This is a genomic window from Microbacterium sp. Y355 (assembly GCF_059445345.1).
Map to the genome: position 1 here is coordinate 1,641,128 of NZ_JCAIUD010000001.1, position 13,164 is coordinate 1,654,291.

General features: G+C 65.5%; 11 protein-coding genes. All 11 read right to left on the reverse strand.

Annotated features, from left to right (window positions below; all coding sequences use genetic code 11):
- Window positions 1-3: 3 nt before the first annotated feature.
- The 11 genes from AC1C2O_RS07910 to AC1C2O_RS07960 are packed head-to-tail and all read right to left on the reverse strand — an operon-like array spanning window position 4 to window position 13,162.
- Complete coding sequence (locus AC1C2O_RS07910; RefSeq protein WP_495429880.1) at window positions 4-258, reverse strand: acyl carrier protein; 255 nt, start codon at window positions 256-258, stop codon at window positions 4-6.
- 22 nt (window positions 259-280) lie between these two features.
- A complete protein-coding gene (locus AC1C2O_RS07915) occupies window positions 281-1,507 on the reverse strand; it encodes a pyridoxal-dependent decarboxylase, exosortase A system-associated (RefSeq protein ID WP_495429881.1) in 1,227 nt (408 codons plus the stop codon).
- Window positions 1,504-3,066 carry an acyl-CoA ligase (AMP-forming), exosortase A system-associated gene (locus tag AC1C2O_RS07920; RefSeq protein ID WP_495429882.1) on the reverse strand — a complete coding sequence of 521 codons (1,563 nt, stop codon included), beginning with the start codon at window positions 3,064-3,066 and terminating at the stop codon, window positions 1,504-1,506. The genes AC1C2O_RS07915 and AC1C2O_RS07920 overlap by 4 nt, the downstream gene beginning before the upstream one ends.
- Window positions 3,063-4,400: a glycosyltransferase family 4 protein gene (locus AC1C2O_RS07925; RefSeq protein WP_495429883.1), complete on the reverse strand. Its 1,338-nt coding sequence runs from the start codon at window positions 4,398-4,400 to the stop codon at window positions 3,063-3,065. The genes AC1C2O_RS07920 and AC1C2O_RS07925 overlap by 4 nt, the downstream gene beginning before the upstream one ends.
- Window positions 4,400-6,778 (reverse strand): glycosyltransferase, encoded by a 2,379-nt coding sequence (locus tag AC1C2O_RS07930; RefSeq protein ID WP_495429884.1) that lies wholly within the window; start codon window positions 6,776-6,778, stop codon window positions 4,400-4,402. The genes AC1C2O_RS07925 and AC1C2O_RS07930 overlap by 1 nt, the downstream gene beginning before the upstream one ends.
- Window positions 6,775-8,232 (reverse strand): oligosaccharide flippase family protein, encoded by a 1,458-nt coding sequence (locus AC1C2O_RS07935; protein WP_495429885.1) that lies wholly within the window; start codon window positions 8,230-8,232, stop codon window positions 6,775-6,777. Before AC1C2O_RS07935 ends, AC1C2O_RS07930 begins: the two co-directional genes overlap by 4 nt.
- On the reverse strand, window positions 8,229-9,335 hold the full coding sequence (locus tag AC1C2O_RS07940; protein WP_495429886.1) for a DegT/DnrJ/EryC1/StrS family aminotransferase: 1,107 nt from the start codon (window positions 9,333-9,335) through the stop codon (window positions 8,229-8,231). Before AC1C2O_RS07940 ends, AC1C2O_RS07935 begins: the two co-directional genes overlap by 4 nt.
- On the reverse strand, window positions 9,332-9,964 hold the full coding sequence (locus AC1C2O_RS07945) for an acetyltransferase (protein WP_495429887.1): 633 nt from the start codon (window positions 9,962-9,964) through the stop codon (window positions 9,332-9,334). Before AC1C2O_RS07945 ends, AC1C2O_RS07940 begins: the two co-directional genes overlap by 4 nt.
- The gene (locus AC1C2O_RS07950; RefSeq protein WP_495429888.1) at window positions 9,961-11,106 is read right to left on the reverse strand and encodes a DegT/DnrJ/EryC1/StrS family aminotransferase; all 1,146 of its coding nucleotides are present in this window, start codon (window positions 11,104-11,106) and stop codon (window positions 9,961-9,963) included. The genes AC1C2O_RS07945 and AC1C2O_RS07950 overlap by 4 nt, the downstream gene beginning before the upstream one ends.
- Window positions 11,103-12,098, reverse strand: a complete 996-nt coding sequence (locus AC1C2O_RS07955) for an NAD-dependent epimerase/dehydratase family protein (RefSeq protein ID WP_495429889.1) — start codon at window positions 12,096-12,098, stop codon at window positions 11,103-11,105. Before AC1C2O_RS07955 ends, AC1C2O_RS07950 begins: the two co-directional genes overlap by 4 nt.
- Complete coding sequence (locus AC1C2O_RS07960) at window positions 12,095-13,162, reverse strand: Gfo/Idh/MocA family protein (RefSeq protein ID WP_495429890.1); 1,068 nt, start codon at window positions 13,160-13,162, stop codon at window positions 12,095-12,097. Before AC1C2O_RS07960 ends, AC1C2O_RS07955 begins: the two co-directional genes overlap by 4 nt.
- Window positions 13,163-13,164: the final 2 nt, after the last annotated feature.

The window sequence follows — 13,164 nt, forward strand, 5'->3', positions numbered from 1 at the left end:
CGGTCAGCCGGCGCGCTTTGCGTCGACGAAGTCGGTCAGCGAGCCGACGGTCTCGAACAGCTCTGCGCCGAACTCGTCGTCGTCGATCGTGATGTCGAATCGGTCTTCCAACGCGCCGACGAGCGCAACGACGCCGAAGGAGTCCAGCTCGGGCAGAGATCCGAAGAGAGCCGTCTCCCGGCTCAGGTCCTCGGGGCTCTGGTCAAGCTCGAGCGCGTCAATCAGCACGGCGCGCACATCCTGGATGGTCTGGGTCATTGTCAGCCTTTCTTCGTTGAAGTCATACCAGCACCTCGGCGGGAGCCGGGTGCCCCAGGAAGGCGGTCGGGCTGGCGGTCAGCCCGTACGCACCCTGCTGGAAGATCACGATCAGGTCGCCGATGTCCGCGGCCGGCAGCACGATGTCGTCGCCGAGCAGGTCGAGCGGGGTGCAGAGGCAGCCGACGACTGTCGCGCTGTCATCGCCGACCTCGTCGACACGGTTGCCGACCACGAGCGGATAGTTCCGCCGGATGGCCTGGCCGAAGTTGCCGGATGCCGCGAGCTGATGGTGCATGCCACCATCGACAACGAGGTAGGTGCGTCCACGCGAGATCTTGCGATCAAGCACCTGCGTCACGTACACACCGCACTCGCCGACGATGTACCGACCGAGCTCGATCACCGGTGCCGCCTCAGGGAACCGCTGCGCGAGCGGCCCGTCGACAAGTGTGCCAAGGCTGTCGGCGACCGCGTCGAGATCCAGCGGGCGGTCCCGATCGGTGTACGGGATGCCGAACCCGCCGCCCAGGTTGAGATAGCGCACCGGAGTGTGGAGGTGATCCGCGAGTCCGCTGACCAGATCAAGCGTCCGCTGCTGCGCCTCGGCGATGATCGGCGCATTGAGGTTCTGCGAACCGGCGAAGACATGAAAGCCGAGGATATCGAGCCCGGAGGCGCCATACTCAGCGAGAACGGCCGGCACCTGCTCAGCGTCGATGCCGAACTGCTGCGGCCCTCCGCCCATGCGCATGCCTGACCCTTTGACGGAGAAATCCGGGTTGACCCGGATGGCGATCCGCGGTGTCAGGCCGAGCTCGTCACCGGCGGCGATGACGCGCCCGATCTCGGTGGTCGACTCGACCTCGATGATCACGCCTGCTGCCACCGCCTGCCGGATCTCCGCCGGTGCCTTGCCAGGGCCCGCGAAGCTGACCTTCTCCGGACGGATCGGGGTGTCCAGCGCAGCGCGCATCTCGAGCCCTGAGGCCACATCGATGCGGTCGACCCTGCCCACGAGATGCTGCACGACCGCAGGCATCGGATTCGCCTTCATCGCATAGCTGAGCTCGACACGAGACGGCAGCACTGCCCGCAGACGATCGATCCGCTGATCCAGCAGCGATCGGTCGTAGGCGAAGAACGGTGTCGAGCCGACCCGTGCGGCCAGCTGAGAGAGGGGCATTCCCCCCACTCGAAGCTCTCCGTCAACGACGCCGAATCTGGTCACGTGCTCCTGGGGTGTCATACGCTCACCTGTGCCTTCATCAGATTCCGGTCGAATTTCCCATTGGGAGATCGTGGCAGCTCGTCGCGCGTCTCCACGTGTGACGGCACCATGTACAACGGCAGCGTTCGCCGCAGCGCAGCGGACAATGCTGCAGTGTCGAGATCGCCCTGCGCCGACGAGACGACCAGGACGATGCGGTGACCGAGTCCGGGTTCCTCGATGCCCAGGGCCACCGCATCGCGCACCAGACCGGTGGCGTAGGCGGCTTCCTCGATCTCAGTGGGGCTCACTCGATATCCGGACGTCTTGATCATGTCGTCCGTGCGACCGACGAAGTACAGAAAACCGTCTTCGTCAGCCTTGACCATGTCGCCTGACCAGACCGCCAGCTCTGGCGCTCTCCACGACTGATCGAGGTGCGGCACGGGACGGTATCGTTCGGCGGTCCTCACCGGGTCATTCCAATATCCGAGGGCGACAAGCGCTCCGCGGTGGACCAGCTCGCCCTCCTCTCCCGGAGCGCAGCGAGTGCCATCGGGGCGTAGCACGAGGATCTCGGCGTTCGGAATCGCCTTGCCGATCGAATCCGGTCGACGGTCGATCTCGGCCGGGTCGAGATAAGTCGACCGGAAAGCCTCGGTGAGTCCGTACATCAGGTAGGGCTGGGCGTGCGAGAAGACCTCGCGCAGCCGGTCGAGGAGGGCCCGCGGCATCCGTCCGCCGGTGTTGGCCCAGTACCGAAGGCGACTCGCGACCTCATCGGGCCATGCCGCGTCGGCGATCTGCAGCCACAGCGGAGGCACTCCCGTGATGCCGGTGACGCCGTAGCGTGCACACAGTTTGGGCACATCGCGCGGCAGCAGATAGTTCATCAGCACGCAGTGCGCGCCGACCGCGAAGGCGGTCGTCACCTGGCTGAGGCCAGCGTCGAAGCTCAACGGAAGGACGCTAAGAATGACATCGTCTGAGGTGTTGTCCAAGTAGCTGCTGACGCTCTCCGCACCGACGATCAGGTTGCGGTGGCTGAGGACGACGCCCTTGGGCAGCCCTGTGCTGCCGGAGGTGTAGAGGATCGCCGCCGGGTCGATGTCGATGGTCGGTGGCGTTATCGGGTCTCCCTCACGCTCAAGCGGCCAGGTATGGACGAAGATGCCGTCGCCGATCATGCCGGATTCTTCGGCACCGATCGCGATCACATCCGCGACGGCGCTGCCCTTCAGCGCATCCGCCAACCGGCCCAGTCGATCCATCGATGTCACCAGGACGCGTGCTCCGCTGTCGCGGAGAATGTGCTCCACCTGTTGCGGCTTGAGCACGTGATTGACCGGCACGAAGACACCGCCAGCGAGAGAGGCGGCGAACATCACCGTCACGGTTTCGATGCGTTTCTCGAGGTAGATCGCGACCCGATCACCTCGGCCGAGGCTCAGCGCGGAGAGTCTCGCGGCGATCGTGCGCGCCTCGTCCCAGAGCTGTTGGTAGCCGACGGTGGTGTCGCCGTAGGTGAGGGCTGGGGCGTCCGCTCTGTGCAACGCCGCCTGACTGAGAAGGTCGTGAATATGGGTGCGGATGGTCATGAAGCCCTCCGCTCGCGCAGGTACCGGTCGAACTCTTCCGCATCATCGAGATCGACGTAGCGGCGGCCCTGCGGGTCTTCGACCGGAGTGTGCACGTCTGCGGGGACGGCGGAACCAGGCTGAGAGAAACCGGAGACCTCGTCGAAAACCGCGACATAGGCCTCTGCCTGCGGACGCCAGTCCAACTGGGTCGCGACGCGCTCTCGCCCCTCCCTGCCGAGCCGGATCCGAAGCTCGGGGTCGTCAATGAGCTTTTCGACGGCGTCGGCGAACGCCTGGATGTCACCCGATGGCGCATAGAGCAGGCTGTCGCCGCCGGACACGCGCGTCTCTTTGAGGTCGAAGGAGATCGCGGGCAGGCCGTACGCCATGTACTCCATCGTCTTATTCATGGTCGACAGATCATTCAGGGGCGTCTTCAGGTCGGGGCACAGACCGATGTCGGCGCCGCTGAGGTATTCGGCGATAGCGACGCGGTCGACGCGTCCCGTAAACGTGACATGGTCGTCCAGGCCCAGACGAGTGGCCTGCGCCTTGAGGTCCTCGAGGCAGTCGCCGAAGCCGAGCAGCGTCGTAGTGACATTCGTCCGCCCACGCTGATGGACGAGCTCGTCCATCACCAGCAGCACCTGGTCGACGCCGTCTTGAGGCCCCATGATGCCAAGGTACGCGAGATTGATGCTGTCGGCCGAGCGCGGATGCTCCGGATAGATGGGCCGCATCCGTCGGGTATCAGGACCGCTGCGCACGACTGTGACATGGCCGGGGCGCCGGCCGCCGCGGCTCATCGCGATCGCCCGATACGACTCATTCGTGGAGATAATGCGCTCCGCCGTGCGAAAGGAGCGCCGCTCGAGCCAGCGGAGAGCGCGGAACTGCAGCTTCTGGGCGATGCCGCTGGGCTGCCCGAAGCGAGAAATGAACAGCTCGGGATTCAGGTCGTGGTGATCGAACACGAACTTCACACCTCGGATACGCCACAGCAGAGCGAGCAGCCAGTAGGTGTCGGGCGGGTTACACGCCTGAATGACATCGAACGGGCGTCGGCGCCAGGCCATCAGCGAGAGCCAGGCTGTGCGGACCCAGCTGTACGCGAACTCCCAGGCGAAGCCGAGAAAGCCTTCGGCTTCACGTGCGGGCGCATATTTGTAGATGTCGACGCCGTCGATCGTCTGCCTGGCGGGATCGCCCGGCCCCTTCGGACAGATGACGCTCACACGGTATCCCCTCGCGATGAGTGCCTGGCACTCCAGCCACACCCGACGATCGAGAGGAACCGGCAGGTTCTGCACGATGATCAGGATGTGCGGTGCTCTAACGTTCTGCGTGTCCATTATTCACCCTCCCCGTTTAGCCACGTCCGCAGCTCTGTCGCTCTTGCATTCCAGCCATGTTTTGCCGCAGATCGACGGATTTCCGCCCAGTCCCTTGGCGCCGCCGCGACCTCCGCAGCAAGCGCAGCAAATGCTGCTGGCGTGCTTGCAGTGTGCACCCACCGGGCGTCCAGCCCCTCGGGTGATGCGACGTCGGTCGCCACCACCGGAACTCCTGCAGCCAGGTACTCCACCGTTTTCAGTGGGAAGCTGCGCCGGTTGAACACGGAATCGCGATACGGCGTGAGCCCGACATCCAATGCGCGCAGATAGGGCACCAGCTCAGTTGGCGCAAGCTCGTCGATCCAGCGCACACCGGGATCGGCGATGAGACGATCGAACGCGTCGTCGTCGCCCTGCGAGGTGAACCAGCGAGGCCCGATGAGAAGCAGGCTCATTCCCTGTGCCCTGACCGCCTGCAGATAGTCCAGATCGGTGCGCGAATTGAACTGTCCGAAGACACCCGCGATCGGGCCGGGCAGACCCACCACTGCTGGCTCAATCCCCTCGATCTCCGCGAATCTCCCCAGCTCCGCCCCATTCGGCAGCCAGCGAGAGAGTGCCGTTCCCCGTTGCAGATGCCGGCCGAGCTCGCGTGTGACCGAGAGCACGAGATCGGCGCTGCGCAGGTTGCGCTCGCGCGCGGAGCTCAGATAGCGGCGACTTACACCCCAGATGCCAGCCGCCTCGACGTAGTCGTCCGTGGCGTAATAGACGCGACGGCCAGGCAGGTCGTCGACAAGATCGAGCATCGGGGCCGTCGTCGAGGCGATCACGGCGCTCGGACTCAGACCCTCGCCGGCGAGGTACCGACGTGCCGCGTCCGCGCGACGCCGGTTGGCGAGGTCCCGCAGCAACGGGCGTTGGACACCGGCGATCGTGCTCGCCCTGAGACGGACGATGTTCGGATGCGGGTGGCTCACCTCCGGGACAATGCGGTCGCGGCTGCGCAGCACAGAATGCGGCGTGTCCACCCAGATTATCTGTCGGTCTTTCGCGATCTCCATCGCGAGATGACGATCGGTTCCTGCCAGCGTGTCCCACCCGACCCCGGGAAACCAGAGGATAGGACCGTCAGACGAGGACGCGACGGCGGGGCGCACCGACGCATTGCGAGTGGCGACCGGTTCCGCGTTGAAGTCATCGGTGCGCTGGCGACCCCGCAATCGGGCCACGCGCTGACCGATGTGATAGCCGGCGAGTCCCGAGAACGACCGGGCGACCTCGCCGACCTGCCGCTTCTGCTGGGCACGTGTCGTGAAGGCATCGCGGTAAATCGCGAGCTGACGCTTCGCCGCGCGTTCGAGGGAGAACTCCTCGACAAGCCGCCGGCCGAACGCCCCGAGATCGGCTCTCCGCTGTGCGCTGGACAGCAACGGGACGAGTTCTACTGCCAGCCGCCGCTGGCCGGATCGGGCCCCTTCGCCGACGCCGTACCAGCCCTGCCAGCGGAACTCGTCGGCGGTTTCCTCCGTCAAAGTACGGAAGAAACCGAGCTCGCCCTGCACGATCAGCGGCTTCGCGAAAGCGAGGGACCTCAGGGCGGAGCCGCCCATGCCGAGCATGATGTCGGCCGCAGCGTATGCGGCCCGGGGATCAGCGAGTTCTCCGGTCAGGATGACGGCGCGACGGCCGAGCAGTTCGTTCACCCGTGTCGCGGCGTCCTCCATGGAGGGTCGAGCCTTGCCGTCGCCCACGATGACGAGCTGGAACGGAGTCACGTGGTCAAGGTCGCCAACTGCCTGGATTGCCGTGAGGATCCCCTCCGATTTCAGCTCCGGTACGAGGCGACTCACGACGACCACAACGGGCAGGTCGCTCAGCCTCCATTCCTCGCGGAACTGTGCCACGGCGGCGTCATCGACGGATCCGTTGTGTTCCAGGTCGACCGGGGGCTCGATCAGGTGCACGCGGCTGCGTCCTCGGGCCTGCTCAACAGCGGAGATCTGCTGGGTGCCGACGATCAGCGGAAGCGACCGTGGCAGGAACGGAGCGACGGCCATGGACATCACGGTGCACACCGCCGCGACATCCGCCGCTCCCTCAGCAGCGGCCGCGGCTTCCAGACCAGGCGGCCACTCGTAGCCGTGGATGATGTCGATCCCGCGGCTGCTGACGAGTGCCCGCAGATCCCGTGCAATTCCGAGCGATGGTCGTCGTCCCGGATCTGGCGACTCGACGAATTCCAAACCGAGTTCATCGATCCGCGCGCGCAATGTCCCTGGCCGACCGTAGACGATGCACTCGTGACCCAGCTTGGTCACTGCTGCGGCGAGCTCGATCGCGTTCATCTGGCTTCCGCCCATGTTCAGGTCATGGGGATACACGAGGATTCTCATGCCGTCTCCTTGCCCCACGCCGCCGAGCGCAGGAGTCTCAGATCATCGCGCTGCCGCCAGCAGAGAACCGCGATCATCATCAGCGCGAAGAGCCCTGCAGCAGCCGCTGCGAAGAACGGAATTCCGATCGTGCGGCTCAGCACCCAGCTGGCCGCCCAAGTGAGAATGCCGGCAATCAAAGGCAGAGCGACGGCCGACAGTACACTCCGGATCCGAACGCCGATGCGACCGAGGCTCGCGAGGTACAGCGGCGCCACGATCACGAGTCCGACCCCGAACTGGACGGCGGCGACGCCGCCTACCCCGTATGGCTCGGCGACAAGCAGCATCAGCGGGAGGGCGGCGACGAAGGAGCACGCCTGGATGATCAGCACCGTGCTTGAGCGCCCCGCGACCACGAGGTAGTCGTAGGCCAGCTCGAACCAGATCTTCAATGCGGCCAGTGCTGCCAGCCACAGGAGCGGTTCGGCAGCGGGCAGCCACGCAGAGCCATATACGAACTCGACCACAGGGTCCGCGGCGCCACTGATCGCCAGGCAGACCGGCACCGAGACACAGGAGAGGATCGCGAGCACACGGGTGAAATTCTTCGACATCCGCTCCGGCTCAGTCTTCAGCGCCGAGAACGCGGCCGGCGCCACTGCGCGCAACGGCAGCGAGAAGATCGACACCGGCCAACTCGCGAGATTGAACGCGAGTACGTAGAAGCCCAGCGCCTGAGCGCCGAGCAGCGAGCCAACGATCATCTGGTCCGCGTATCCCGAGGCGAAGACCACAATGCTGGCCGCGGCAAGCGGCAGCCCGAATCGAAAGAGCCGGCGGGCGATCACGGGGTCCCAGCCGAAGCGGTATGGCACCGGCGACCAGCGGATGATCATGATTCCGAAGACAATGCTGGCGATGAGTCGGCCGATCGCCAGGCTCATCGCGCCCCAGCCAAGGAGTGCGAACAGAAGCGACAGGCCCGCACCCAGCCAGGTGTTCACCTGATCGGCGATTGTGCGCTGCTTCTGCATGAACTCGCGCTGCATGACCGCAGCGGATGTGGCGACCAGGCCGTTGAGGAGGATCGAGATGGCGAGCACCTGCACCACGGGTGCGGCGCGTTCATCACCGAGCAAGGCGGAGATCCACGGTGCGCCGAAGATCATTGCCGCGGTCAGGACGGCACTGCTGGCGACCGCAATCGTGTTGATCGTCGGAGCGATCGTGGCCGGCGCGTCCCGCCAGCGGATCACCGCAAGGCTCACCCCGAGTTCATTGAAACTCAGGATCGCCAGAAGCGTCACCGTCGCGATCGCGAAGATACCGAACTCTTCCGGCCCGAGCATCCGCGCAAGCGCGACGCCGATGGCCAGGGTGCCGAGTCTCGAGAATACGGTGTTTCCGAAGCTCCATCCGAACGCCCGCGACGCACGTTGCGTCACAGAGGCTTCGGAGGGCTCTGCATTCATGACCGCACCGATGCGCGGACGCCGTCGACGACCGCAGCCTGCTGCTGTTCTGTCAGGTGCGGGAACATCGGCAACGAGAGGATGCGATCGGCAGCCGCCTCGGCAACGGGGAACTGCCCGCGCCGGTACCCGAGTCCTTGGTACGCCTCGGTGAGGTGCACGGGTGTCGGGTAGTGGATGCCGACGCCAATGCCAGCTTCGCCGAGATCGGACATGACGCGGTCGCGATCCTCGACGCGCACGACGTAGAGGTGCCAGACGTCGTCGTTGCCGGTTCGAACTGCCGGGGTGCGGACTTCCTCGATGTCGGCGAGCAGTCCTGCATAACGCCCAGCCGCCGTGCGGCGCGCAGTGTTCCAGCCGTCCAGACGCCGCAGCTTCGCGCGCAGCACGGTCGCCTGCACGGCGTCCAACCGTGCGTTCATGCCGATCCGGTCGTGCACGTACTTGACGCTGCTGCCGTGCCCACCGAGGTTCCTGACGATGTCGGCGATCGCCGAGTCATCGGTCATCACCGCGCCGGCATCACCGGCGGCGCCCAGATTCTTTCCCGGGTAGAAGCTGGTGGCGGCCACCCGCCCCAGTGCGCCGGCACGACCCGCCGGGCCGGATGCGCCTTGGGACTGTGCCGCGTCCTCGATGATGACGAGGTTGTGCTTGCCCGCGATCGGGACGATGTGCTCCATCGGAGCCGTCTGTCCGAATAGGTGAACCGGAGCGATCGCGCGGGTCCGCTCGGTGATCGCTGACTCGATCGCGGCTGGGTCGATCAGAAGATGGTCGTCATCCACGTCGACGAACACCGGCACTGCTCCGATGCGCGATGCCGCCTCGGCGGTCGCGATGAAGGTGTTCGCCGGCATGATGATTTCGTCGCCCGGCTGCACGCCGACCGCGCGATAGGCGAGCTCGAGCGCATCCGTGCCGTTGGAGACGCCGACGACGTGCTGCACGCCGATGTACTCGGCATACTCACGTTCGAATGCAGCGACATCGGGGCCTCCGATAAAAGCCGCCGTCTCGAGCTGGGCCTTCCAGCGCACGAGAACTTCATCGGCGACCTCGGCCTGCTGCGCGGCGAGATCGAGGAACGGGACCTTCATCTGTTCTCTCCCAGCTGTCGTGCGGGCACTCCGGCCCAAGTCTGTTGATCGGGCACGTCGGTGAGTACCGCGCTGCCCATGCCGACGGTGGCGTCGTGCCCGACCGTCACGCCCTGCCTCACTGAGGCGTTCATGCCGATGTATGCCGCTTCAAGTATGCGAACGCCGCCGCCGAGCGCGACCCCCGCTGCGAGGGTGCTGAAGTCTTCCAGCACGTCGTCGTGCGTGATCGTGCAGTTCGGCATGACGACGACGTGCTCGCCGAGCCTGGCATCCGCCGTGATGACGACTCCGTCCAGCACAATGCTTCCCACGCCGATGTCGCTCGTCGTGCCGATTCGGGCAGAACGCGCGGCGAAGATGGCAAACCGTTCTGCGCCGATGCCCAGCTCCTGCAGGCGTCGCACCACCGTGCGACGAGCCCTGCTCGGCCCGATGCACAGCAGAAGCTGCTCGTCCCGATCCGCCGCCGAATCGACCGCGCCCAATACGGGAACGCCACCGATCTCGGTGCCGTGCAGGTTGGAGTCGTCGTCAAGAATGCCGACCACTTCCACCATGCCTGCCGCCAGCACTTCTCTGGCCAGTCCGCTTGCCCCGATCAGCAGAACCCCCTCCGCCTCGGTCATTCGGATGCACCGCCAGGGAGCTTCAACACCGTGATGACCCGGTCCTGCTCCTCCGAACTGAGAGTGTGGAAAACCGGAAGGATCAGGGTGCGATCGTTCAGTCGCTCGGTGACCGGGAGCCCGTCCGCAGGCGTGAGATCCCGATAGGGCAACTGCCGATGCGCGGCCATGATGCCGCGCCGCGCGGAGATGTCGGCATTCGCGAGAGCCACCAGCAACCCATCACGATCGGTCGGGTACTCGTCCTGCACCTCAACCCAGAACGACTGGAAGTTGCTCGTGCCATAGGCAGGGTCAACGACAGCACGCAGCCCCGGGATCCCCTCGATCGCCTCCTGATACCGGGCCGCGATCTCGCGGCGACGCGCGACGATCGCGGGCAGTCGTGTGAGCTGCACGAGCCCGACTGCGGCTTGCAGGTCAGTCATCCGGAAGTTGAACCCGACCTCGGAATATTCCTCAGCCGGCGGCAGCACCGACGCGTGTCGATCGGCCGCGGAAACGCTCATGGCGTGCTCGCGAAGGTGCTTGGCGCGCGCAGCCCAATCCTCACGGGATGTGGTGATCATGCCACCCTCACCCGTGGTGAGGAGCTTGCGCGGATGGAACGACCACGTCGCGATGTCTGCTCCCGCGCCCACCGGACGACCCTTATAGGTCGAACCAGCACCGCACGCGGCATCCTCCACAATGACGATGCCGAGAGAGTCGGTGACCTGACGGATGTCGTCGAGGTCGACGGGCACGCCACCCTGATCGACAACGATGACGGCCTTAGTCTGCGGAGTCAGCGCGGCGGCGATGCTCTTGCCCGTGACGTTCCCGGTGACCGGGTCCACGTCCGCGAAGATCGGCGATGCCCCTACGTATCCCACGGCGTTCGTCGTCGCGATGAAGGAAAATGACGGGATCACGACATCGTCGCCCGGTCCGATACCCGCTACGACCAGGGCGAGGTGCAGTGCCGTCGTGCAGCTCGTGGTGGCGACCGCGAACGGCGCTTCCATCGCGGCCGCGAACTCCTTCTCGAAGCGCGCGACACGAGGGCCCTGCGCCACCCAGCCACTTGCGATCACCTCAGCCAGCGCGTCCGCCTCCTCCTGTCCGAGCCAGGGCAACATCACGTTGATGCGCTCACTCATCGTGCATCCACCGCCCGTCCGGCCGCGATTTCGTCGCGCAGCGGCGTCCACCACTCAACGAGCCGCTCAAGTCCGTCTTCCAGATCGATCGTCGGCTCCCAGCCGAGGTCTCGCTTTGCGGCACTGATGTTGGCCAGGCGTCGCGCGACGCCATTCACGGCGCGCTCTGGCCCATGCTCAACATCGAGGTCGGAGCCCATGACGCGCAACAACGCCTCGGCGAGCTCGAGCAAGCTCGACTCGGTGCCGCTCGCGATGTTGTACGTCCCTTCGACGATGTCGCTCTGGGCCGCGAGGACGTTCGCCCGTGCGATATCCGGCACACACACGAAGTCCATGGTCTGCTGTCCGTCACCGAAGATGAGCGGGGGCTTGCCATCGACGATGCGCTCCATCCACCGAACCAGCACCTCGGTGTAGACGCCGTGGACGTCCATGCGCGGGCCGTACACGTTGAAATAGCGCAGCAGAACGTAGTCGAGTCCCTGCATTGCACGGAAGCTGCGGATGAGTCCCTCATTGAAGGTCTTGGCAGCACCGTAGATCGTGTCGTTGTTCTCATGGTGGTGTCGCTCGGTGGTCGGGAACTCCTCGGCCATGCCGTAGACCGACGCACTTGAGGCCGCGATGAGCTTCTTCACCCGATGTTTCGCGGCCGCCTCGACGACGTTGAACGTGCCATCGACCAGCACTTCGAGTGCAAGACGCGGCTCTTCGGCGCACTGCGTGATGCGGATCGCTGCCTGATGGAACACGATGTCTTTGCCCGCGACGAGATCGTCGACGAGTTTGGCATCGCGAATATCACCGTCGATGAGTTCGACGCGTCCGGTTGCGAGGGCATCGTCGAGGTTCGCTCGACGACCGCGCACGAGGTTGTCGACCACGTCCACGTGAGCGGCACCAGCGTCGAGGAGCTGGTCCACGAGCGTCGAGCCGATCGTCCCTGCGCCACCGGTGACGAGAATGTTGGCACCATCGATCGAGGTCATGCTGCTCTCCTTGCGGGCTGAATGTCGAGACTCATGGGGGCCGGTGCACCGCCGGCAGCGAGGCTGCGGCGTGCAGCGTCAAGAACGGAAAGCACGCGCAGGCCAGCGTCGCCGCTCGTGCGTGCGGGGCGTCGCTCGTTGATGGCAGCGGCGAACTCCGTAACGACGCCAGCGAGCGCTTCGCGCTCCGGCAGCGCCGGCGACCAGGTGTCGCCCAGGCGATACGAGATGTTGGCATCACGCGCGTTGGTCGACGCCGACTTCGTGACTGCGGCGAGGTCGACACCGCGGTCGTAGACGCTGAGTCGCTGCTGCGGGTTGAGGTCGTCCCAGACGAGTGTGCGCTTGGTTCCGCCGATCACCATCTGCCGGATCTTCGTCGGGCTCAGCCAGTTGACGTGGATGTGAGCCATCGCCCCGCCGGCCAGCGGCATCGCGAGGTACCCCACGCATGCTTTTCCCGTGCGCAGCGGGTCGGCGCCGTGCGCGGATACCGACGTCGTGTCGAGCCCGCCTGGAAGCACGAAATCGATGATCGACAGGTCGTGGGGCGCGAGATCCCAGAACACATCGACATCAGGCTGAATGAGACCGAGGTTGATGCGCACGCTGTCGACGAAGAGGATGTCGCCGAGTGCACCCTCTGCGATCAGTTCGCGAATCTTGAGCACTGCGGGTGTGTAGCAGTAGGTGTGATCGGCCATAAGGACGAGCCCCCGCTCATCCGCACGTGCGACCATGTCTTCGCCCCGATGCTGCTCATCGGCAAGCGGCTTCTCGACCATCACATGCTTGCCGGCATCGAGCGCCGCTAGCGAGATCGGGTGGTGCGTGCGTGCCGGCGTGGCGATCGCGATCGCATCGATCGACGCATCGGCGAGTACCTCGTCAAGGCTCGCCGTGACCGGCACACCTCCGACGCTGTCCGCGACGCCCTGCGCACGCTCGATATCGAGGTCACAGATCGCAGCCAGATTCCAGTCGGCGCTTGCGCGGAAGTTCCGCGCAAGATTGGGACCCCAGTACCCAGCGCCAACCACGGCGACATTCAGTCGTTCCGTCATGA